The 21260-nt window shown below is 73.5% G+C and carries 20 protein-coding genes; 7 read left to right on the top strand and 13 right to left on the bottom strand.

The genetic code is table 11. The features are described from left to right. Window positions 1–46 precede the first annotated feature (46 nt). The 9 genes from ACFV4G_RS08110 to ACFV4G_RS08070 all read right to left on the bottom strand — a co-directional run bounded on the left by ACFV4G_RS08110 (window position 47) and on the right by ACFV4G_RS08070 (window position 8086). A complete protein-coding gene (locus tag ACFV4G_RS08110; protein ID WP_380437729.1) occupies window positions 47–760 on the bottom strand; it encodes a hypothetical protein in 714 nt (237 codons plus the stop codon). Window positions 761–877: 117 nt separating this feature from the next. Next, window positions 878–1702 carry a M55 family metallopeptidase gene (locus tag ACFV4G_RS08105; protein ID WP_380437727.1) on the bottom strand — a complete coding sequence of 275 codons (825 nt, stop codon included), beginning with the start codon at window positions 1700–1702 and terminating at the stop codon, window positions 878–880. A 110-nt stretch (window positions 1703–1812) separates the two neighbouring features. Next, window positions 1813–2670, bottom strand: a complete 858-nt coding sequence (locus ACFV4G_RS08100) for a TIGR03943 family putative permease subunit (RefSeq protein ID WP_380437725.1) — start codon at window positions 2668–2670, stop codon at window positions 1813–1815. Next, on the bottom strand, window positions 2667–3584 hold the full coding sequence (locus ACFV4G_RS08095; RefSeq protein ID WP_380437769.1) for a permease: 918 nt from the start codon (window positions 3582–3584) through the stop codon (window positions 2667–2669). Before ACFV4G_RS08095 ends, ACFV4G_RS08100 begins: the two co-directional genes overlap by 4 nt. 291 nt (window positions 3585–3875) lie before the next feature. Further along, the gene (locus ACFV4G_RS08090; protein WP_380437723.1) at window positions 3876–4391 is read right to left on the bottom strand and encodes a Fur family transcriptional regulator; all 516 of its coding nucleotides are present in this window, start codon (window positions 4389–4391) and stop codon (window positions 3876–3878) included. 17 nt (window positions 4392–4408) lie between these two features. After that, entirely contained in the window at window positions 4409–5257 is an 849-nt protein-coding gene (locus ACFV4G_RS08085) for a metal ABC transporter permease (RefSeq protein WP_380437722.1), read from the bottom strand. Continuing rightward, complete coding sequence (locus ACFV4G_RS08080; RefSeq protein WP_380437720.1) at window positions 5254–6171, bottom strand: metal ABC transporter permease; 918 nt, start codon at window positions 6169–6171, stop codon at window positions 5254–5256. The genes ACFV4G_RS08085 and ACFV4G_RS08080 overlap by 4 nt, the downstream gene beginning before the upstream one ends. Beyond that, a complete protein-coding gene (locus ACFV4G_RS08075) occupies window positions 6155–7054 on the bottom strand; it encodes a metal ABC transporter ATP-binding protein (RefSeq protein WP_380437718.1) in 900 nt (299 codons plus the stop codon). Before ACFV4G_RS08075 ends, ACFV4G_RS08080 begins: the two co-directional genes overlap by 17 nt. Window positions 7055–7102: 48 nt before the next feature. Then, on the bottom strand, window positions 7103–8086 hold the full coding sequence (locus ACFV4G_RS08070; protein ID WP_380437716.1) for a metal ABC transporter solute-binding protein, Zn/Mn family: 984 nt from the start codon (window positions 8084–8086) through the stop codon (window positions 7103–7105). Between the two features lie 296 nt (window positions 8087–8382). Between ACFV4G_RS08070 and ACFV4G_RS08065 the strand changes: the two genes are divergently transcribed. Continuing rightward, on the top strand, window positions 8383–9471 hold the full coding sequence (locus ACFV4G_RS08065; RefSeq protein ID WP_380437714.1) for a polyprenyl synthetase family protein: 1089 nt from the start codon (window positions 8383–8385) through the stop codon (window positions 9469–9471). Window positions 9472–9490: 19 nt separating this feature from the next. On the opposite strand, the gene ACFV4G_RS08060 is transcribed toward ACFV4G_RS08065, so the two are convergent. The 3 genes from ACFV4G_RS08060 to ACFV4G_RS08050 form a co-directional block, all read right to left on the bottom strand. Further along, window positions 9491–10387, bottom strand: a complete 897-nt coding sequence (locus tag ACFV4G_RS08060; RefSeq protein ID WP_380437712.1) for an MBL fold metallo-hydrolase — start codon at window positions 10385–10387, stop codon at window positions 9491–9493. Further along, window positions 10384–11631, bottom strand: coding sequence for an MFS transporter (locus tag ACFV4G_RS08055; RefSeq protein WP_380437710.1), 1248 nt, complete (start codon window positions 11629–11631; stop codon window positions 10384–10386). Before ACFV4G_RS08055 ends, ACFV4G_RS08060 begins: the two co-directional genes overlap by 4 nt. 83 nt (window positions 11632–11714) lie before the next feature. Beyond that, window positions 11715–12296 carry a TetR/AcrR family transcriptional regulator gene (locus tag ACFV4G_RS08050; protein WP_380437709.1) on the bottom strand — a complete coding sequence of 194 codons (582 nt, stop codon included), beginning with the start codon at window positions 12294–12296 and terminating at the stop codon, window positions 11715–11717. A 76-nt stretch (window positions 12297–12372) separates the two neighbouring features. Here ACFV4G_RS08050 and ACFV4G_RS08045 point away from each other — a divergent pair, with 76 nt between their 5' ends. Beyond that, complete coding sequence (locus tag ACFV4G_RS08045) at window positions 12373–14373, top strand: AAA family ATPase (RefSeq protein WP_380437708.1); 2001 nt, start codon at window positions 12373–12375, stop codon at window positions 14371–14373. A gap of 58 nt (window positions 14374–14431) precedes the next feature. Here the strand turns inward: ACFV4G_RS08045 and ACFV4G_RS08040 are convergent, their stop codons facing one another. Beyond that, a complete protein-coding gene (locus ACFV4G_RS08040) occupies window positions 14432–15175 on the bottom strand; it encodes a FadR/GntR family transcriptional regulator (protein WP_380437767.1) in 744 nt (247 codons plus the stop codon). A 219-nt stretch (window positions 15176–15394) separates the two neighbouring features. On the opposite strand from ACFV4G_RS08040, the gene ACFV4G_RS08035 reads away from it, so the two are divergent. The 5 genes from ACFV4G_RS08035 to ACFV4G_RS08015 are packed head-to-tail and all read left to right on the top strand — an operon-like array spanning window position 15395 to window position 21213. After that, window positions 15395–17005 carry an amino acid permease gene (locus ACFV4G_RS08035; RefSeq protein ID WP_380437706.1) on the top strand — a complete coding sequence of 537 codons (1611 nt, stop codon included), beginning with the start codon at window positions 15395–15397 and terminating at the stop codon, window positions 17003–17005. After that, window positions 17002–18360, top strand: a complete 1359-nt coding sequence (locus ACFV4G_RS08030; RefSeq protein ID WP_380437704.1) for a glutamine synthetase family protein — start codon at window positions 17002–17004, stop codon at window positions 18358–18360. The genes ACFV4G_RS08035 and ACFV4G_RS08030 overlap by 4 nt, the downstream gene beginning before the upstream one ends. Further along, the gene (locus ACFV4G_RS08025; RefSeq protein ID WP_380437702.1) at window positions 18357–19070 is read left to right on the top strand and encodes a gamma-glutamyl-gamma-aminobutyrate hydrolase family protein; all 714 of its coding nucleotides are present in this window, start codon (window positions 18357–18359) and stop codon (window positions 19068–19070) included. The genes ACFV4G_RS08030 and ACFV4G_RS08025 overlap by 4 nt, the downstream gene beginning before the upstream one ends. Next, complete coding sequence (locus tag ACFV4G_RS08020) at window positions 19067–20440, top strand: aldehyde dehydrogenase family protein (protein WP_380437700.1); 1374 nt, start codon at window positions 19067–19069, stop codon at window positions 20438–20440. Before ACFV4G_RS08025 ends, ACFV4G_RS08020 begins: the two co-directional genes overlap by 4 nt. A 5-nt stretch (window positions 20441–20445) precedes the next feature. After that, complete coding sequence (locus ACFV4G_RS08015) at window positions 20446–21213, top strand: 3-oxoacyl-ACP reductase (protein ID WP_030557237.1); 768 nt, start codon at window positions 20446–20448, stop codon at window positions 21211–21213. Window positions 21214–21260: the final 47 nt, after the last annotated feature.

Raw genomic sequence — 21260 nt, 5'->3', positions numbered from 1 at the left:
ACGCTGGAGCCGAGGCGTGAGCGTCGCGTTCGCGCAGAAAGATCGGCTACCGCTCGTGCAGCCAGATCCGCAAGGGGCCCAGCGGCTCGAAGCCGTGGCGGACGGCTGCCGCCAGGTCGTCGCCGTGCTCGTAGCCGACCACCGGCAGGGTGGGGAACAACCGGGCCACTGCGTCCAGCGCGAACGGCCAGGCCGCGTCGGGGCCGCCGTTCGGTGCGAAGACGTTGGAGACTCCGACCACCTCGTCGCTGCGGCTCGCCACCGCTCCGGCGACCACCCGGCCGTCGGTGGAACGGGCGGCGAGCACCGAGGTGGCGGGGTCGTCCAGCAGCTCGGGGCGGAAGAGGTCCGCGTCGCCGCCCCCGTCGTCCCACGCGAGTGCCCAGGCGCGCAACGCGTCCGGGTCGGCCACCACGTCCCAGGCGAGATCCGGGGCCACGGCGGGCGCGCCGGCCGGGCGGTGGATCCACTGCGCCTCGAACAGGACCCGGAAGCCGGCCGCTGTCAGATCGAGGTCGGCGAAGCTGTCCTTGACGGAGGCGCCGGGTGCGGCGGTGTCGATCCGCGACACCAGCGCGGCCTCGTCGGCGCCCGGCGCCAGCGTCACCGCGTCCGGGTAGTAGACCGGTGTGCGGGACGGCGCGGACCAGGCGTGGGGGCCGAACTCGCCCGCCACGCCGTGGGATCGGCCCATCGCTGCGCACCACTCGGCGTTGTTGCGGGCGGCGGCCCGGACCAGGAAGTGTTCGGGAGTCGTCACGACTGCGGATCATGACGACTCCCCGCCCGGTCCGTCCAACGGTTTTCCGGCACTCCGACCCGGGGCGGGCCGCGCGTGCCCTGCTCGGCCCCTTCGAGCTGGCGGCGCGCGAGGGGGCTACTCGGCGATTCCCCGGGTGAGCAACACGACGGTGACGAAGGCGCGGTAGAGGCGGACGGGGTCGTCATCGGTGATGTGCACGGTGAGGTCGTCGGCGCGGATCACGCCGGCGATCCAGGTCGCCATCTCGGCGAGATCGGCGTTGCGGAAGCGGACGGTGAGGGTGGCGGGCAGGGCGATCGCGGGCGGTGCGGCGTCCCCGAGGTTCCGTACGGCGGTGTTGGCGCCGTCCCGGATCAACTCCCTCGCCTGCTCCGGGTGCAGGCTGTCGGCGGCGAACCGGGAGACCGAGGTCTTGACGACGACCGCCTCGGCGGCGGGGCAGAACGGTTCGAACTGCCCGGCGGTGACGTCGTCGCCGGTGATCAGCACGACCGGCACCCGGTGCCCGAGCGCGACCAGCGCGTTGATGCCCGCCTCCCCGGCCGCGATGCCGTTCAGCCGCACTTCGGCGATCGCGCGCGGGTTGTACGTGTGGGACAGCGCGGACGCCGCGCCGGACATCGAGCCGTGGTAGGAGACGAAGAAGACCGCGTCGAACGACGGGTCGAGACCCTGCATCATGTAGAGGGGCTTGTGCCGGCCCGACAGGTAGCGGGCGCGGCGCGCGAGGCGGTCCGGCCGGAGGTTGGACATCGCGGCGTGCGAGTCGTTGACCAGGAACTCGGTGGCTCCCGCGGCGGCGGCGCCCTCGATCGCCGCGTTGACCTCCTGCTCGAGCAACTCCCGGTAGTAGCCGTACTGGGAGCCCGTCGGCCGGCACTGCTCCCAGTCGACGATCCCCGCGGTGCCTTCCATGTCGGACGAGATGAAGATCTTCACGGGTGTTCTCCTCGACGGCCGTGGCCACTCGGACGAGTCGGACCGCCGGACATCATCGCGTCCGGCGGGCGAACCCGAAAGGCGGCCCGGCGCCGCTGCGCGGTGTCCGGCTACCCGTCCGAAGGCGGGACGTCCCGGTACGGGGCGCGGGGCTGGGGGACGCCGTGCTGGTCGGAGACGTCGATCCGCGGGGCGGCGGTGGCCGACGTACCGGGGGTGGGGTGCCAGACGCCGGTGAGGTCCACCCAGCTGTCGGTGGCCGGGGGCGGGCCGTCGGCGTGCACCAGGACGCGCAGGCGGCGGGCGTCCGCCGCGCAGCAGCTGACGACCAGCCGGTTGAGGTACCACTCGCCCGGCTGCGCGCCGGGGGCGACGAAGCCGGTGAGCCGGACCTTGCGGTGCTCCAGGCTCCGCTGCGGGTCGTGGCTGCGGCCGATGAACTCGGTGAGCGACATCGGGGTGACCACGTCCGTCCACGCGTCACCGGCGGCTCCGGGCGTGCCGGTGGCGGCGGGTGCGGCCAGCTGGGCGTAGCCGGCCTGGTCGACGACGGCGTCCGTGCCGTCGCGGGAGGCGCTGAACGAGCCCAGTGGGGGAGGGGCGAGGCAGAGCAGCAGGAGGGCGGGGACGGTCAGCAGCCATGCCACCCGCGGGCCGTGGTCGTGTCCGTGTCCGTGTCCGTGCCCGGAGTCGTGCCCTTCGTGCGTGGCGGGCCGGTGCCAGACGGCGTTGCCCTCGGCGTCCCGGCCGAAGCGCAGGACGGGTTCCCGGTGCCGCTCGGCCAGCCGGCGTGCGACGCCCGCGATGCCCAGTCCGACCAGGACGAGTCCCGAGCCGATGAGCGGAAGGCGCAGGCCCTCCTTGACGTACTGGAGGAACACGTCCCCGGCGAGGGTGATCCGTAGCAGTGCCGCGCCCACGAGCGCGACGAGCAGGGACGGGGCGAGGCCCCGGAGCGTGGCCTTCACAGCGCGAGTCCTCCGATCACGATGCTGGTGCCGACGGCGACGACGAAGGTCGCGGAGGAGAAGCGGGCGGCGAACGCGCGGCCGAAGGCCCCGGACTGGAGCGCGACGAGTTTGAGGTCGACCATCGGGCCGACGACCATGAAGGCGAGCCTGGCGACCGGTGAGAAGCCGGTCAGCGAGGCGGCGACGAAGGCGTCCGCTTCGGAGCAGACCGCCAGCACCACGGCGAGGAACGCCAGGACCGGGACGCCCAGCCAGGGTTCGTCGGCGAAGACGCGCAGCACCGACGGCGGGACGAGGACGTTGAAGGTGGCGGCGGCCGCGGCGCCGACCACCAGGAAGCCGCCGGCCTGGAGGAAGTCGTGCTGGAAGCCGCGCCGGAACTCCTCCAGCGGGTTGCGCGAGCCGTCGCCGTCACCGGCCGGGCCCTTCGGGAGCCGTAGCCATTCCGGCCGGCCGAACGCCACCCAGAGCCAGCCCATCACGACCGCCGTCAGGAGCGAGGCGGCCAGGCGCGCCAGCACCATCTCCGGCATTCCGGGGAAGGCGATCGCGGTGGCGACGAGCACCACCGGGTTGATGGCCGGCGCGGAGAGCAGGAACGCCAGGGCCGCCGCCGGGGCGACTCCCCGTCTCATCAGGCTTCCGGCCACCGGGACGGACGCGCACTCGCACCCCGGCAGGACGGCGCCGGCGACCCCGGCCACCGGTACGGCCAGGGCGGGGTTGCGCGGCAGCACCCGGGTGAAGACCCGCTCGGGGACGAACGCCCCGAGCGCCGCCGAGACCACGGTGCCGAGCACCAGGAACGGCACGCCCTGCACCACGATGGCGACCATGACGGTCCGCCAGGTCCGCACGACGCCCGCGTCCCACGCCGACACCAGGACGACGGTGGCCACCGCTGCCGCCAGTACCCCGAACGGCAGCGCGGGCCTCCGGCGGGGCGGGGTGACCGCCGCTTCCGCCGTGAGGTGCCGGGCGCTGCCGAGACTCGTCTCCACCAAGGTGACCGCCCCTCAGCCCGCTCGCCGCCGATGGACGGCGAGAACTGTCTGCTCACCGTCAAGTGGGGAGCGGGGATAGAGTAGCGTTGATAATCATCTTCATCTAGAGGTCCCGGTGGGCCGGTCGCGCGGAAAGCCTGGGAGCGGAGGGCCTGGGAGTGGCGGGTCGTCCGCGCGGCCGGTGGCGGCCGCGGATGGTCAGCCGGCCGCGAGGCAGGTGGCGCAGGTGCCGGTGAGTTCGACGGTGTGCCGCACGTCCGCGAAGCCCGATGTCCGGGCGACGTGGTCGGCCCACGCCTCGACGGCGGCGGACTCGACGGACCGGCTCAGGCCGCACGCGCGGCAGACGAGGTAGTGCCGGTGGGCGGTGCCCGGCCGGTGGCGGAACAGCCGTTCGCCGTTGGTGTCGCGGATGACGTCGGCGCGGCCGACGGCGGCCAGCGCGGTCAGGGTGCGGTAGACGGTGCTCAGGCCCACCCGGGAGCCGGCGGCGAGCAGTCCGGCGTGCAGGAGCTGGGCGCTGACGAAGTCCTCGCACGTGGCGAGGGCGCGCAGCACCTCGGCGCGCTGCGGGGTGAGGCGGCCGAACCCGCCGTCGTCCCGGGTCTGTTCGCGCGTGGTCCGGCGGCGGGCGGCGGCTCGGCGGAAGGCCTCCGTCAGCGCGGTGTTCTCCGTCTCGGCTATCGGCGTCTCGGTGATCGGCGTCGAGGTCATCGGCTCACCCTCCGTGCTCACGGCCCGGTTCGGGCGGTTGCCGGACCGGCGGTCCGGGCCGGGCGGACCAGGAAGGTGGCGGCGTACACGGCGGTGGCGACGGCCATGATCGCGAAGCTCGGCGGCAGTTTCGGCGCCGCCGCGCTGAGCAGCAGGCCGCCCCACATGTCGGCGACGGCGAGCGCGGCCGACAGCGCGAGTGCGCGGAACGGGCGGTCGGTGAGCCGGATCGCCGCGCCTGCCGGGGCGGCGAGCAGCCCGAGCAGGAGGAGCGATCCGACGGCCTGGGTCGCTTCGCCGGCGCACGTGCCGGCCAGTGCGAGGAACGCGAATCCCAGCAGCCGGACGGGCACGCCGCGGGCGGCGGCCACGGCCTCGTCCAGCGTGGCGAACAGCAGTGGCCGGGCGATCAGCAGCACGGTCAGGCACACCGCGCCCGCGATGGTGACCGCGACGGCGGTCTGGTTCCCGTGCAGGCCGAAGATCGAGCCGAACAGGACGCTGGTGCCGGCGCCGCCCCGGGCGCCGCTGCGCGAGGTCGTGTAGATGGTGAGGAAGAAGGCGCCCAGGCCGAGGATCCAGGCGAAGACGCTGCCGATCACCACGTCGTCCGCGCGCCCGTGCCGGCCCAGGCCGCCGATCAGCAGGCCGACGCCGATGGTCGCGGCGAACAGCCCGAGGCGCAGGTCGTAGCCGCCGGCCAGGGCGGCCATCGCGCCGGTGAACGCGACGTGGCTGAGCGCGTCACCGGTGAAGATCTGGGCGCGCAGCACCAGGAAGTAGCCCACCAGGCCGCAGGCGAGCGCGATGAACGTCCCGGCGAGCAGGGCGTGCTGGAAGAACGCCTGGGTGACGACGGACGTCATGCGGCACCTCCGGTCGCGAGTGGTGTCCGCGCGCGGCGGCCGACGGCCTCGCAGGTGTGGCGGACCAGGTGGGCGAGGACGAAGGCGGCGAACGCGAAGCCCGTCACGAAGAAGCCCAGCGGGTACGGCTGGTAGTACGCCGCGATCAGTCCGGCCCAGCAGGCGGCCAGGCCCAGGAGCACCGACAGCACCAGGCCGAGCCCCGGCCGGGCGGTGAGCTGCTGGGCGGTCGCGGCGGGGATCACCATCAGTGCGAACACCAGCAGCGTGCCGGTGATCTGGCTCGCCTCGGCCGTGGCCGCGCCCAGCAGGACCAGGAACAGCGTGCCCAGCAGCCGCACCGGCACGCCCCGGCCGGCCGCCACTTCCGGATCCACCGAGGCGAACAGCAGCGGGCGTCCGATCACCGCGAGCACGGCGAGCACCACCGCGCCGATCACCGCGAGGGTCACCACCTGCCCGGTGGTGATGCCCAGGAAGTCGCCGAACAGCAGCGCCATCGGCCCTTCCAGCAGGCCCTTGTACAGGCTGATGAAGAGGAAGCCGCAGGCCAGCGCGAACGCCTGGACCGTCCCGGTGACGGCGGACTCCTCCGCCCCGCCCTCCCGGCCCCCGCGCTGCAGCGCCGCGATCACCAGGGCCGCGGCGGTGCAGAACCCGAGGTAGCCGAGCGAGGTGGAGAAGCCGGCCAGGACGGCCAGCGAGGCGCCGGGGAACGCCGCGACGGACAGCGTGTGCGCGGTGAAGGTCTGCCGGCGCAGGACCACGAACCAGCCCACCACGGCGCACACGACGGCCACGATCAGTCCGGCCCGGAAGGCGTTCACCATGGACAGGTAGGACCACATGTCCTGGAAGTCGGCGACCAGGTTCCAGGAGAAGCGTGGTGACCACGCATCAGCCGCGAGCGGCATCGGCGTCCCCCCTCCCGTGCCGGTCGGTGTGGAGCGCGGGCGCCTCCGGCTGCCCGACCACGACCAGGCGGCCGTCGCTCGTGCGCAGCACCTCGACGGGCGTGCCGTACAGCCGGGTGAGCGTCTCGGAGGTGATCACCTCGGCGGGCCTGCCCGCGACGGCGCCGCCCTCGGCGATGTACACCACCCGGTCCAGGTGGTGGAGGATCGGGTTGACGTCATGGGCGACCATCACCACCGACACCCCCTCCTCGTGACAGATCCGGCCCAACAGCCCGGCGATCGCACCTTGGTTGGGCAGGTCCAGGCTGTCCAGCGGCTCGTCCAGCAGCAGCACGCGCGGGCGCCGCACCAGCGCCTGGGCGATCAGCAGCCGCTGCTGCTCGCCGCCCGAGCACTGCCCGATCGGCCGGTGCGCGTACCTGCCCGCGCCGACCAGCTCGACGGCCTGCTCGACCCTTTCCCGGGCGGCCCGGCGCTTGGCCCGGCCCAGGCCCGGGACGGGGATCCCCCACTGATCCCCGTCCAGGCCCAGCCGCACCACGTCCACCCCGCGGATGCGCACGCCCGCGTCGAAGGTGCGGCGCTGCGGCAGGTACCCGACGGCCGCGTTGCGCTCGCCGGGCGCGCCGCCGAGGACGCGCACCTCGCCGGCCGCCGCCGGGAGGACCCCCAGCAGGACCTTGACGAGGGTGGACTTGCCGACCCCGTTGGGGCCGAGGACGGCGGTGAACTCCCCGGCCCCGACGGTCAGGTCGACCCCCGACCAGAGGGTCCGCCCGCCCACGCGCACGGCCGCGCCTCGCAGCGACAGCACCGGCTCCCCGGCGGGAGCGGTGTCCCCGATGTCCGTACGGACCTTCTCGATCGGATGGATGCTCATGTGCCCGTCTCCCTCCGCTTGTTCACTTGCCCGGCTCGTTCCGCCCGCTCACTTGCCCGTGGCCGCCTTCAGCGCCTCGGCGATGCCCTGCAACTGCTGGGTCTGCCAGTCCTGGAAGGTGGCGTCGGCCGGGGCGAGGGTCTCGGTGACCTGGGCGACCGGGATGCCCTGCGCCTTGGCGGCGTTGACCTGCGCCACGACGTCGGGGTTGGAGTTCTGGGAGTTGTAGACGTAGATCTTGATCTGCTTGCCGGAGATCTGGCGGTCGATGGCGGCCTTGTCGGCGGCGGTCGGGTCGGTGCCCTCGCTCTCCGCGTCGAGGAACGTCTCCGGGGTGAGCATCTTCAGGCCGACGCTCTCGGCGAGCGGGGTGACGATCGACTCGGAGGCGCCGATCGGGGTGTCCGCGTACTTCGCCTTGATGTCGGCTTCCAGCTGGTTGTACGTGGCCAGCGTCCGGGTGGTGAAGGTCTGCTTCTGCTGGTCGAAGTAGGCCGCGTCGGCCGGGTCCGCCTTCTCGTAGTCGGCGGTGATCCGGTCGATCACCTTGTACACGCTGTCGTGCGAGTACCACTGATGGGGGTTGTCGCCCTCCTTCTTCCCCACCAGGTCGCCGACCTTCAGCGTCATCCGGTTCGGCCCCGGGTTCGCGGAGAGCAGCTTGTCGGACCACGCGTCGTAGCCGATCCCGTTGGCGATCACGTAGTCCGCGCCCGCGACGGTGCGGCCGTCGGCGGCGGTGGGCTCGTAGGAGTGCGGGTCGGTGTCCGGGTTGGTGATGATGCTCGTCACCTTGACGTGGTCCCCGCCGAGTTGAGCGGCGATGGAGCCCCAGAAGTTCTCCGCGGCGGCGACCTGGATCACCTTCGAGCCGCCACCGGCGCTGCTCGACCCCGCGGACGCCGCGGCTGCGGTCCTCGCCGACGAACTGGTGGAGCACGCGCTCGTGGCGGCGAGGGCGACGACGGCAGCGGCGCCGAGGACGACTCTGAAGGGGCGGGGACGGGCCTTGCTGGACGGGGCGGCACGCATGGGGACTTGCTCCTTCGAACCCGCTGGCCCCGCCGGTGGGCGGGGTCCAGCTCCGGTGGACACCTCCACGTTAGATGGAAACGATTTTCACAACCAGGGGCTTGTAGTTTGAGATGGAAATCATTGCCAAGTCTTGGCGTTGGGGCGGTGAGGGTCGGCCGGCCACCGGCTGCTCGGACAGCGCTGCGGATGGGGGAGCATGGTGTCCGAACCACCGCCATGAGAACCGCTGCCCTGGTCCGTGCCGCTCCGCGCAAGCCGGATGCACGTTCCCTCCTAGAACGGAAGACCGTCCCGTGACCGATGCCGCCGTCCTCACCGAGCAGATCCGGGCCCGCCTCGCCGGGTACGAGCGGCGGTTCGGCGCACGGTTCGAGCAGTACTTCCGGGACCTGGCCGCCGACTTCGACGCCCCGACGTCCAGCCGGTTCACCCCGGAGTGCCTCGACCTCCTGCGGGACCTGTCACTGCGCGGCGGCAAGCGGATGCGGGTGGCCCTCCTCTTCGAAGCAGCCCGCCTGGTGACCGCCGACCCCGTGGAGGGGCTCGACGACGCCGCGCTGAGCATCGAACTGCTCCAGGCCCACGGGCTGATCCACGACGACATCATCGACGACAGCCCCACCCGCCGGGGCGGCCCCTCCACCTACTACGCCTACCGCGCCCGGTTCCCCGACCGGCCGCAGGCCGCGCTCGGGCTCGCCCTCCTCGCCGGCGACCTCGCCCTCGCCCTGTCCCTCCGGGTCCTCCTCGACTCCCGGGCCCCGCTCCCGGTGCGGCAGGCCATGGTGGAGGTGCAGACGCGAGCGGCGTCGGCCACGTTCGCCGGCCAGATCGCCGACCTGGAACGGGACTTCACCGCGGACCCGGCCGAGGACCTGCTGCACGACGTGGCCGAGTACAAGACCGCCCGCTACTCCGTCCTCGCGCCGCTCCAGCTGGGGCTGCTCGCCGCCGGCGCCGAACCGGGCCGCCACGACGAGGAACTGCGGCGCTACGCCCGGCTGGTGGGGATCTGCGGGCAGATGCGCGACGACTACCTGGACCTCTTCGGCGACGCGGCCGCCATGGGCAAGCCCACCGGCGCGGACATCCGGGAAGGGCGCCGCAACTACACCGTCCGCGCCCTCCTGGCGGTGGCGACCGGCTCCGAACGGGCCCTGGTGGAGTCCGCACTCGGCGACGGAGCCTGCACCGAGGAGGCCATTACCGCCATCCGGGACATCGCCGAGCGCCACGGCGTCCCCGGGAAGATGACGGCGGACATGCGGCGCCGCGCACGCGAGGCCGCCACCGAGGCCGCCGGGTGGCGTCCGCGGTGGCGGGAGGAGGCCGTCGCGTTCTTCGAGTACCTGCCGAGGTGGAGCGTCGAGCGCACCAAGTGAGCCGCGGCCGGCGCCTGGATCAGGCCGCCGTGGGCGGGAGTTGGCCGGCCGGCTCGGCGTGGAGGCGGTAGTGGCCGTTCTCGCGGCGGACGGTGCCGGCCGTGGGGTGCGGGAAGTGCGTGCCCAGGAGCAGGGCGTCGGTGTCGGCGAGGGCTTCGAGCATCCCGGCGCGGGTGCGGATCGCCTGGGCGGAGTCGATGTCGACGCAGCTGTGCACGTGGGGGTGCGAGAGCTGGACGGGGTGGTGGATGCTGTCGCCGGTGATCAGGGCGCGGCGGTCGGCTCCGCGCAGCTCCACGGCGACCTGGCCCGGGGTGTGGCCGGGGGCCGGGACCAGGCGGACACCGGGGGCCACTTCGCGGCCCTGCTCGGGGACGTCGACGGGGTGGTACAGCCCGGCGTGGTGGACGGGGTGGACGGAGTCGCGGAACATCTGGGCGCGGGCCTCGTCCAGCTCGGTGGCGGCCCAGTGGTCCCATTCGGTGCGGCTGGTGAGGTAGCGGGCGTTGGGGAAGGTGGGGACCCAGTCCTCGCCGTCGAGGCGGGTGTTCCAGCCGACGTGGTCGGTGTGCAGGTGGGTGGTGATCACGAGGTCGACGCTCTCGGGCGGGAAGCCGGCGGCCGTCAGGCGGTCCAGGAAGTCGGTGTCGAGGCCGTTCCAGGCCGGGTTGGCGCGGGTCTTGCCGTTGCCGATGCCGGTGTCCACGACGATCCGCAGTCCGCCGGCCTCCAGCGCGAAGCCGTGGCTCGCCAGGCGGGGGACGTCGGCGTCGGCGAAGTCGGGGCGCAGCCACGGTGCTTCGTCCAGCACCTCCTTGGTGGCGGCGGGCAGCAGCCAGGGGCCGGTCTGGCGGGGCAGTTCGATCTCGTCGACGCGGCGGACGGTGATGTCGCCGAGGTTCCAGCCGGTGTTCATCGGGGGGTCCTTCCGGAGGGGTGCGGGGCCGGGCGGTGCTGCCGCGCGGCGTGGGTGAGGCCGGTGGCGGCCAGCAGGACGACGGTCGCGGCGTAGACGGCGACGGCGGTCCGAAGGCCGTAGAGGTTGGTGAGCAGTCCGGCGAGGACGGCGGGGATGCTCATGGCGAGGTAGCTGAGGACGTAGTAGGCGGCGAGGGTGCCGGCGCGTTCGTCGGGGGCGGCCGGGGGGAGCAGCAGGCGCAGGGCTCCCTGGGTGACGGCGCCGAAGCCCGCGCCGGCGAGGGCGGTGCCCGCGAACAGGGCGGTCAGGCTGTGCAGTTGGGGGCTGCTCAGGGTGAGCAGGGCGCCCGGGATCAGGAGTGCGGTGCCCGCGAGGTTGACGGTGCGGGCGGGCAGCGCCCGGGCGGCGTGGGCGGCGAGGCCCGCTGCGGCCGTCATGGTGAAGAAGACCAGGCCGCCGGTGGCGCGGGTGGCGTGCGGGGCGATGAACCGGGCGAGCGAGGGACCGAGGGAGGAGTAGAAGCCGCCCAGGGCCCACGCGGCGACGATGCCGGGCGCGGCGAGGGCGAAGGCCGGGCGAGAGGCGGGGGAGACGGTGACCGCGGGGCGAAGGGAGCGCCAGGCGCCGGGGTGGGGGCGGGCGGTCTCGGGGGTGAGCAGGACGGCGGCGGCCTGGGCGGTGAACAGGACGAGCAGCAGCAGGTAGACCGTCCGGGTCGGGGCGGGGGCGTACTGCACGAGGGCGGTCGCGGCCAGGACGCCGGCCGCCATGCCGGCCACGGGGGTGATGCCGTTGGCGGCCGTGGCCCGGCCGGGGCGGTCGGGGTCCTCGAAGTCGAGCAGGGCGGCTCCGGCGGCGCTGGTGGCCACGCCGGTGGCCAGGCCCTGCAGGATCCGGGCGGCGATGAGCGCCGGCACGCCCTGGGCGGTGGCGAAGAGGGTCATGGTGACGGCTTCGGCGGCCAGCGCCCCGGCGAGGACCGGACGGCGGCCGAGGTGGTCCGAGAGCGTTCCCGCGGTCAGGAGCGCCACCAGCAGGGCGAGTGCGTAGGTGCTGAAGACGACGGTGAGCGTCATGGCCGAGAAGTGCCAGGCGGCCTGGTAGAGCGCGTAGACGGGGGTCGGCGCGCTGGAGGCGGCCAGCAGGCCGACCAGGACCGAGGCGTGGAGCGGGAAGGCGGCGCGGCGGCTCAGCACGGGAAGGCGAGGGGGACGGGACGGTAGGGCGGTGACGCTGGACATGGAAGCACCTCTGAGCCTTAAGGCGAATGCTTTGCGTTAAGCACTCTAGGCTCACAGTCCCCTCAAACGCAAACCCTTAGCTTTTACGTGAGAGCGGGCGGCGGCGCGATCCGGCCCAGCGCCGTCGCCACCAGGTGGTCCGTGTAGGCGGCCGACAGGTCCGAGGGGCGGAACAGGATCCGGTACATCAGGGGGGCGACGACGGCGTCCAGCAGGCCCTCCAGGTCGGGCACGGCCTCCCCGCGCCCGGCCGCGCGCACCCCGACCGCCTTCAACTGCTCGGCGGCGTAGTCGGAGCAGCGCGCCGCGTTGCCGTGCCCGGGATCGCCCAGCAGCGCGTCGCGGATGTACGCGAGGCCCGCCGTCGAGGACATCTCCTCGGCGAACTGCGCCGTCCACGCCTCCAGGTCCGCCCGCAGGCTCCCGTGGTCGGCCGGCGGGGCGTCGGGGCGCAGCCGCTCCACGGCCACGTCCGACAGGAGTTCCCGCAGGTCCCCCCAGCGGCGGTAGACGGTGGACGGCGTGACGCCCGCGCGGGCGGCGATCAGGGGCACGGTGAGGGCGTCCCGGCCCAGTTCCGCTTCGAGATCGCGGACGGCCTGGTGGACGGACTGCTGGACGCGGGCGCTGCGCCCGCCGGGGCGTGTGGTCGGTCGGGCACTCATGCGGTCCAGACTAACGCGAAGGAGTTGCGTCTGGTTGGATGGGCGGCTGAAACCGGAGGGAAGGGGAGCCGCCGTGGTGTCCGTGGGGGAGAGGCTCAGCAGCGCGCGCGTCCGGGCGTTCATAGGCCGGGACGAGCAACTGGAGCGCTTCGGCGACGCCCTGGCCGGGCGGCCGCAGGCGCCGTTCGCCTTCTACGTGGTCGGACCGGGCGGCATCGGGAAGTCGACGTTGCTGCGGCGCCTGGCGGACGACGCCCGCGCGGAGGGACGGCCGCTCGTCGAGCTCGACGGCCGCTTCGTCAGCCGGGACCCGGCCGACTTCGAGCGCGCGGCCGCCGCGTTCCTGGACGTCCCCGGCACGGTGCTGTTCGTGGACTCCTTCGAGCACTGCCAGTGGCTGGAGAGCTGGCTGTGGCACCACTTCCTGCCGCGCGCCGCGGACGACGCCCTGGTCGTGCTGGCCGGCCGGCTCGCGCCGCAGCCGCAGTGGGCCGCGGACCCCGCCTGGTCCGGGCTCCTGCACGTGACCGAGCTGGAGCCGTTCTCCGAGGAGCAGGCCCGCGGCCTGCTCGTCGCGGCGCGGATCCGCCCGGAACTGCGGGACCGCGTGCTGCGCTTCGCCGGGGGCAACCCGCTGGCGCTGTCCCTCGCGGCGGCCGCGGGATCGGCGGGCTGCGGCCGGGAGGAGATCTGGGCCCCCTCGGCGGACGTCCTGCGCACCCTGCTGACCGGCCTGATCGGCGAGGTGCCCACCGCCGCCCACCGGCGCGCCCTGGAGGTCGCGGCCCAGGCCTTCTCGACCTCGGAGGAGCTCCTCACCGCGGTGCTGCCCGAGGAGGACGCCCACGTCCTCTTCTCCTGGCTGAGGGACCTGCCGTTCATGGAGTCCACGCACCAGGGGCTCCATCCCCACGACGCCGCACGCGAGACGCTGGCCGCCGACCTGCGCTGGCGGGCGCCCAACGCCTTCGCGACGATGCGCCGGCGCCTCGCGGACGAGTACCTGCGGATCCTGCGCGAGGAACCCGAGGAGCGGGCGTGGACCGTCACCGACGAGCTCTTCTACCTCTTCCGGGAGGGCAAGGCCCTGGCGCGGCTGCGGACCTGGGACCGCGAGGACGAGGTGCACGACCGCCCGCTGCACCCGGAGGACCTGGCCGTCGTGCTGCGCATGGCGGAGGAGGCCGAGGGCACCGCCTCCGCCGACCTGGTCCGCTACTGGGCGCAGCGCCAGCCGGAGGCCTTCAGCGTCTACCGCCTGGTCGGCACGGGCCGCGTCGTGGCGTTCACGGCCCGGCTCGCGCTGCCCGCCCCGCCCGACCCCGAGGACCTGGCCACCGATCCCGTCGTCGCCGCGGCGTGGGCGCACACCGAGACCGCCGTGCCGGTGCGCCCGGGCGAGCACATCGGGATCAGCCGCTTCACGGTCTACCCGGAGCGCTACCAGGTCCCGTCGCGCGTCATCGACCTGAGCAGTTCCCGCGCCCAGGCGGAGTCCGCCCGCGCCCGCGGCCGTGCGTACGGCTTCGCCGTCTGGCGGGACGCCGAGACGTGGGCCGAGCGTGTCAGGGGGACCCTCGCCGACACCGGTGCGCGGCCGCGCGTCGGTGAGCACACCTACGGGGTGTTCGGCGTCGACTGGCGTCAGGTGCCCGTGGAGGCCTGGCTCCAGCGCTTCATCACGGCCACCGACGAGCCCGTCTCGTCGGGACCGTCGCCCGTCTCGCGCTCCGCGTTCGACCAGGCCGTGCGCGAGGCGCTGACGCACTGGCGCGACCCGGGCGCCTTCGCCGCCTGCGCGCTGATGCGGGCCCGTCTCGCGGCCGACCTCGCCGATCCCGTCGCGGAGTTGCGCGCGCTGCTGCGCCGGTCCGTCGAGGACCTCGCGCGGGACCCGCGCGGCGTACGGGCCCGGGACGCCCTGACGGCTGGCTACTTCTCCGGCGCGCCCACCCAGGAGGCCGCCGCCCGCCGCCTCGGCCTGCCCTTCGGCACCTACCGGCGCCACCTGCGCCAGGGCCTGGACCTGCTCGGCGAGGCCCTGTGGCAGCGGGAGTTGCACGGCCCGACCTCGTGAGGTACGACTGGCTGGACGACACGCTGCACCACCGGTCCGCGGCGGCGTCGTAGCGGCCTCAGGCCAGGAAGCCGCGCAGCAGCGCCGCCGTCGCGGCGAGGTGCTCCTCGGTGGCGCGGCGGGCGCCGTCGCCGTCGCCGTCGAGGATCGCCCGCACCATCGCCCGGTGCTGCTCGGCGGCGTGCTCGATGTTGCGGTCCAGCATGGGGATCGCGTTGAGCAGGTCGTTGAGCCGCATCCGGGCCTCGGCGATGGCCGCGGCGAGGGTGGGGGAGCCGGTGAGCTCGCCGATGGCGAGGTGGAAGCGCGAGTCCAGCTGGCGGTACTGCTCCGCCGGCGCCCCCTCCAGCTCCTCCAGCCGGCTCTCCAGGTGGGCCCGCTGCTCGGGGGAGAGGGGGCGCCGGGCGGCGGCCTCGGCGGCGCCGACCTCCAGGACCTGGCGGTAGGTCAGCGCGTCCTCCAGCGCGCCGCCGAGGTCACGGGCCGCGCGGCGCAGGTCGTCGACGTCCGGTTCGGGCATCCGGTAGGTGACGAAGGTGCCGCCGTAGCGGCCGCGGCGGGGTTCGACGCAGTCGGCCTGCTGGAGCGTGCGGAGCGCCTCGCGCAGGGTGTCGCGGCTGACGCCGAGCCGGGCGGCGAGGTCGCGTTCGGCGGGCAGCCGGTCGCCGGGGCCGAAGACGCCGAGCTTGATCGCCTGGAGCAGCCGTTCGACGGTCTCCTCGAAGGCGTTGCCGGTCCGCACCGGGCGGAAGATCGCCCCGGCCTGCCAGTCGAGCCGCGCCCGCTCACGTGTTTCGTCCACGTCCACGCCGGAATCGTACCTACGAACGGGATTCCCGTACTCGTTCCCGTCCCACTCTTGACGCGGCCCCCGTCCAGCCGGAACGATGCTGCTCACCCACCCAATGGACTGATTCCAGACCATTGAAGAGCCGTCCGACCGTCGAACCCGCCGGGGCGACCGCGCCACGCCGTCGTGGCCGCGCGCACCCCGGCACACCCTCAACCCCCAGGGGTGCCCATGACCGACGCACGCTCACCCGACCACCCTGGCCCCGCCGTGTTTCCGGTGGACTCCTCCCCCGTTTCCGCCGACGAACAACGCCTCCGCGAGCTGGGCTACACCCAGGAGCTGGCCCGCTCGATGTCGGGCTTCTCCAACTTCGCCGTCTCCTTCTCCATCGTCTCGATCCTTTCCGGCTGCCTCACCCTGTACGGGACGGGGATGAAGACCGGCGGCCCGGCCCTGATCATCTGGGGCTGGCCGGTGGTCGGCCTGCTGACCCTCTGCGTCGGCCTCGCGATGGCCGAGATCTGCTCCAGCTACCCGACGGCCGGCGGGCTCTACTACTGGTCCGCCAAGCTGAGTCGAACGAGCGGCCCGGCCTGGAGCTGGTTCACCGGCTGGTTCAACTTCCTCGGCCAGGTCGCGGTGACCGCCAGCGTCGACTACGGCGCCGCCTTCTTCACCAACGCGTTCCTCGACCTCCGCTTCGGCGTCGCGGCCACCCCCGCGCACACCATGGAGATCTTCGCGGTCATCCTGGTGGTGCACGGCCTGCTCAACACCTTCGGGGTGCGCCTGGTCGCCCTCCTCAACAGCGTGTCCGTGTGGTGGCACCTGGTCGGCGTCGCGATCATCGTCGGCGCGCTCGCGTTCCTCCCCGAGCGGCACGCCTCCGTGTCCTTCGTCCTCACCGAGTTCGTCAACCAGACCGGGTTCCACAACCAGTTCTACGTCGCGATGCTCGGCCTGCTGATGGCCCAGTACACCCTCACCGGCTACGACGCCTCCGCGCACATGACCGAGGAGACCCAGGACGCCGCCCGCTCCGGCCCGCGCGGCATCGTCAACGCCATCACCGTCTCCCTGGTCGCCGGCTGGATCCTGCTGCTCGGCATCACCTTCGCGATCCGCGACTACGACGGCGCGCTCAACAGCGACACCCAGGTCCCGCCCGCGCAGATCTTCATCGACGCGATCGGCTCCGGCGGCGCCCAGTTCCTGCTGATCATCGTCATCGGCGCCCAGTTCTTCTGCGGCATGGCCTCCGTCACCGCCAACTCCCGCATGATCTACGCCTTCTCCCGCGACGGCGCGCTGCCCGGCTCCCGCCTGTGGCACCGCATCTCCCCGCGCACCCAGACCCCGACCAACGCGGTCTGGCTGGCCACCGGCGGCGCCCTGCTGCTCGGACTGCCCGCGCTCTGGAACAACACCGCCTACACGGCCGTGACCTCGATCTCCGTCATCGGCCTCTACATCTCCTACGTCATCCCGGTGTACCTGCGGCTGCGCCAGGGCGAGGACTTCCCGCGCGGCCCCTGGCACCTGGGCCGCTGGAGCCGGCCGATAGGCATCGTCGCCGTCGCCTGGACGGCGGTGATCACCGTCCTGTTCATGCTGCCCACCGCCAGTCCGATCGACGCCGAGAGCTTCAACTACACCCCCGTCGCCGTGGCCGTCGTGGTCGGCTTCGCCGGCCTCTGGTGGCTGGCCTCCGCCCGGCACTGGTTCACCGGGCCCCACGTCGGCGCCGCCCCGACCGCCCCGACCGCCCCGACCGCACCGTCCACGCCGTCCACGCCGTCCGCGCCCGACGCCCCGGACACCGAACTGGAGACCCGATGACCACCCCCCGGCTCACCCTCGACGAGCTGCGCACCCGCGTCGCCGACGGGTCCGTCGACACCGTCGTGCTCGCCATGACCGACATGCAGGGGCGCCTCCAGGGCAAACGCGTCGCCGCCGAGTACTTCCTCGACGACGTCGTGCCCGGCGCCGCCGAGGGCTGCGGCTACCTGCTGGCCGTCGACGTCGACATGAACACCGTCGACGGGTACGAGATCTCCTCCTGGGAGAACGGCTACGGCGACCTGACGCTGCGCCCCGACCTCGCCACCCTGCGGTCCGTCCCCTGGCACCCCGCCACCGTCATGGTCCAGTGCGACGTCGTCCACCACGACGGCACCCCGGTCGCCGTCTCCCCGCGCCAGGTCCTCCAGCGCCAGCTGGACCGCCTGGCCGGCTACGGCTGGCAGGCCCAGGCCGCCACCGAGCTGGAGTTCATCGTCTTCCGGGACAGCTACGAACAGGCCTGGGACAAGGACTACACCCGGCTCACCCCGGCCAACCAGTACAACGTCGACTACTCCATCCTCGGCACCGGACGCATCGAACCCCTCCTGCGCCGCCTGCGCAACGGCATGGCCGGCGCCGGCCTCACCGTCGAGTCCGCCAAGGGCGAGTGCAACCTCGGCCAGCACGAGATCGCCTTCAAGTACGCCGACGCCCTCACCACCTGCGACAACCACGCCGTCTACAAGACCGGCGCCAAGGAGATCGCCGCTCAGGAGGGCTGCAGCCTCACGTTCATGGCGAAGTACGACGAACGCGAGGGCAACTCCTGCCACATCCACCTGAGCCTGCGCGACGAGCAGGGCGCCCCGGTGTTCGCCGGCGACCGCCCGCACGGCTTCTCCCGCACCATGGAGCACTTCCTCGCGGGCCAGCTCGCCTGCCTCGCCGACTTCGCCCTGCTGTTCGCCCCCACCGTCAACTCCTACAAGCGCTACGTCCCCGGCAGCTTCGCGCCCACCGCCATCGCCTGGGGCCGCGACAACCGCACCTGCGCCCTGCGCGTCGTCGGCCACGGCCCGTCGCTGCGCTTCGAGAACCGCGTCCCCGGCGGCGACGTCAACCCCTACCTCGCGGTCGCCGCCCTGATCGCCGCCGGACTGCACGGCGTCGAGCAACAGCTCGAACTCCAGCCGGAGTTCACCGGCAACGCGTACGCCTCCGACGCGCCCCGGGTGCCCGCCACCCTCCGCGACGCGGTCGACGCCTTCGAGCGCAGCGCCGTCGCCACCGAGGCCTTCGGCAAGGACGTCGTCCGGCACTACACCCACGCCGGGCGCACCGAACTCGCCTCCTACGAGCGGGCGGTGACCGACTGGGAGCGGCGCCGCGGATTCGAGCGGCTGTGACCCACGACGACCGCCGGCGACCCCTCATCGGCATCAGCAGCTACCAGGACGACGCCGCCTGGTCCGTCTGGAACCAGCGCGCCTCCCTCGTGCCCCAGACGTACGTCGACGCCGTCGTCCGCGCGGGCGGCACCCCGGTGCTCCTGCCGCCCCAGCCAGGCGGCGCCGGCCACCTGCTCGACGCCCTCGACGGACTCGTCCTCGCCGGCGGACCGGACGTCGACCCGGCCCGCTACGCGGCGACCCCCGACCCGCGCACCGGCCCGCCCCACCACGCCCGCGACGACTGGGAGAGCCGGCTCCTCGGCGCCGCCCTCGCCCGGGACCTTCCCCTGCTCGGCGTCTGCCGCGGCATGCAGCTGCTCAACGTCGAACTCGGCGGCACCCTCGTCCAGCACCTGCCCGACGACAGCCACCAGATCGTCCCCGCCCGCTTCGTCCGCCACCGCGTCGGCCTCGCGGACGGCAGCCGGCTCGCCGCCGTCCTCGGGCCCGCCACCGAGGTCTCCTGCTACCACCACCAGGCCGTCGACCGGCTCGGCACCGGCCTTCAGGCCACCGCGCACAGTGCCGATGGCACAGTCGAGGCGCTCGAACTCACCGGCCACCGCTTCGCCCTGGGCGTCCAGTGGCACCCCGAGACCGACCCCGACGACCTGCGCCTGTTCCACGCGTTCATCACCGCCAGCCAGAGGGAGACCGCCCGATGACCGAACCTGACCTCTTCGAGGTCGTCAACCCCGCCACCGAGGAGGTGATCACCACCGTCGAACTGGCCGGCCTCGCCGAGACCGACGCCGCCGTCGCCCGCGCCCGCGCCGCCTTCGACACCTGGCGCCGGGTGGCCCCCGCCGACCGCGCCCGGCTGCTGCGCGCCTTCGCCGCCGCCGTCGACGCCGACCGCGAGCACCTCGCCGCCCTGGAGGTCGCCAACGCCGGCCACACCATCGGCAACGCGCGCTGGGAGGCGGGCAACGCGCGGGACGTCATCGAGTACTACGCCGCCGCCCCCGAGCGCCTGTTCGGCCGGCAGATCCCCGTCGCCGGCGGCATCGACGTCACCTTCCAGGAGCCGATCGGCGTCGTCGGGGTCATCGTGCCCTGGAACTTCCCCATGCCGATCGCCGCCTGGGCCCTCGCCCCGGCGCTCGCCGCCGGCAACACCGTCATCGTCAAACCGGCCGAGCTCACCCCGCTCACCGCGCTGCGCCTCGGCGAACTCGCCCTGGCGGCCGGGATCCCCGAGGGCGTGCTCCAGGTCCTGCCCGGCCGCGGCCCGGTCGTCGGACAGCGCTTCGTCACCCACCCCGACGTGCGCAAGGTCGTGTTCACCGGCTCGACCAGGGTCGGCAAGGAGATCATGGCGGGCTGCGCCGCCCAGGTGAAGCCCGTCACCCTCGAACTCGGCGGCAAGAGCGCCAACATCGTCTTCGCCGACGCCGACCTCGCCAAGGCCGCCGCGACCGCGCCCTACGCCGTCTTCGACAACGCCGGCCAGGACTGCTGCGCCCGCTCCCGGATCCTCGTCGAGGCCTCCGTGTTCGACGACTTCATGGCGCTCCTGGAGCCCGCCGTCCGCGGCGTGCGGGTCGGCGACCCGACCGACGAGAAGACCGAGATGGGCCCGCTGATCTCGGCCGCCCACCGCGAGCGGGTCTCCTCGTACGTCCCGGACGCGTCGGCCGTCGCCTTCCGCGGCAGCGCCCCCGACGGGCCCGGCTTCTGGTACCCGCCGACCGTCCTCGCGCCCGTGCGGCACGACGACCGCGCCTTCACCGAGGAGATCTTCGGCCCGGTCGTCGCCGTCGTCCCGTTCCGCGACGAGGAGGACGCCCTGCGCATCGCCAACGCCACCGAGTACGGCCTGTCCGGCTCCATCTGGACCCGGGACCTCGGCCGCGCCCTGCGGGTCTCGCGCGGCGTCGACGCCGGCAACCTCTCCGTCAACTCGCACTCCTCGGTGCGCTACACCACGCCGTTCGGCGGCTTCAAGCAGTCCGGCCTCGGCCGCGAGCTCGGCCCGGACGCCCTCGACGCCTTCACCCAGACCAAGAACGTCTTCATCTCCACGGAGGAATGATCAGCATGACCCAGCGACTCGACGGCCGCGTGGCCGTCATCACCGGCGCCGGCAGCGGCATCGGCCTGGCGACCGCCCGCCGCTTCGCCGCCGAGGGCGCGAAGGTGGTCTGCGTCGACCTCGACCCCGAGACCGGCGCCAAGGCCGCCAACGAGGTCGGCGGCCTGTTCATCCAGGCCGACGTCACCGACGAGGCCGCGGTGCGCGACCTCTTCCAGCGGGCCGTCGACGAGTACGGCCGCCTCGACATCACCTTCAACAACGCGGGCATCTCCCCGCCGGACGACGACTCCATCCTCACCACCGGCCTGGAGGCCTGGAAGCGCGTCCAGGAGGTCAACCTCACCAGCGTCTACCTGTGCTGCAAGTACGCGATCCCGCACATGCAGCGCCAGGGCAAGGGCTCGATCATCAACACGGCGTCGTTCGTCGCCGTGATGGGCGCGGCCACCTCGCAGATCTCCTACAGCGCCTCCAAGGGTGGCGTGCTGGCCATGTCCCGCGAGCTGGGCGTGCAGTTCGCCCGTGAGGGCATCCGCGTCAACGCCCTGTGCCCCGGGCCGGTGAACACCCCGCTGCTCCAGGAGCTCTTCGCCAAGGACCCGGAGCGGGCCGCCCGCCGCCTGGTCCACATCCCCCTGGGCCGCTTCGCCGAGCCCGAGGAGATCGCCGCCGCGGTGGCCTTCCTCGCCTCCGACGACTCCTCCTTCATGACCGCCAACACCTTCCTCGTCGACGGCGGCATCTCCGGCGCGTACGTGACGCCGCAGTAGCCCCGCCGACACCGCCGGCGCGCCCGCCCCCTGCCGTGGGGGAGGGC

The organism is Kitasatospora sp. NPDC059747 (assembly GCF_042732955.1).
Classification (GTDB): domain Bacteria; phylum Actinomycetota; class Actinomycetes; order Streptomycetales; family Streptomycetaceae; genus Kitasatospora.
Note: the sequence above shows the minus strand (reverse complement) of the source record. Positions and strands in the feature narration are given on the sequence as shown.

Excerpts from the sequence above, each read along its gene's own strand:
- ACFV4G_RS08015 (WP_030557237.1), top strand. The coding sequence starts at position 20,446 with ATGACCCAGCGACTCGACGGCCGCGTGGCCGTCATCACCGGCGCCGGC.
- ACFV4G_RS08075 (WP_380437718.1), bottom strand. The coding sequence starts at position 7,054 with ATGAGCATCCATCCGATCGAGAAGGTCCGTACGGACATCGGGGACACC.
- ACFV4G_RS08050 (WP_380437709.1), bottom strand. The coding sequence starts at position 12,296 with ATGAGTGCCCGACCGACCACACGCCCCGGCGGGCGCAGCGCCCGCGTC.
- ACFV4G_RS08070 (WP_380437716.1), bottom strand. The coding sequence starts at position 8,086 with ATGCGTGCCGCCCCGTCCAGCAAGGCCCGTCCCCGCCCCTTCAGAGTC.
- ACFV4G_RS08060 (WP_380437712.1), bottom strand. The coding sequence starts at position 10,387 with ATGAACACCGGCTGGAACCTCGGCGACATCACCGTCCGCCGCGTCGAC.
- ACFV4G_RS08085 (WP_380437722.1), bottom strand. The coding sequence starts at position 5,257 with ATGACGTCCGTCGTCACCCAGGCGTTCTTCCAGCACGCCCTGCTCGCC.
- ACFV4G_RS08020 (WP_380437700.1), top strand. The coding sequence starts at position 19,067 with ATGACCGAACCTGACCTCTTCGAGGTCGTCAACCCCGCCACCGAGGAG.
- ACFV4G_RS08035 (WP_380437706.1), top strand. The coding sequence starts at position 15,395 with ATGACCGACGCACGCTCACCCGACCACCCTGGCCCCGCCGTGTTTCCG.
- ACFV4G_RS08055 (WP_380437710.1), bottom strand. The coding sequence starts at position 11,631 with ATGTCCAGCGTCACCGCCCTACCGTCCCGTCCCCCTCGCCTTCCCGTG.
- ACFV4G_RS08090 (WP_380437723.1), bottom strand. The coding sequence starts at position 4,391 with ATGACCTCGACGCCGATCACCGAGACGCCGATAGCCGAGACGGAGAAC.
- ACFV4G_RS08030 (WP_380437704.1), top strand. The coding sequence starts at position 17,002 with ATGACCACCCCCCGGCTCACCCTCGACGAGCTGCGCACCCGCGTCGCC.
- ACFV4G_RS08080 (WP_380437720.1), bottom strand. The coding sequence starts at position 6,171 with ATGCCGCTCGCGGCTGATGCGTGGTCACCACGCTTCTCCTGGAACCTG.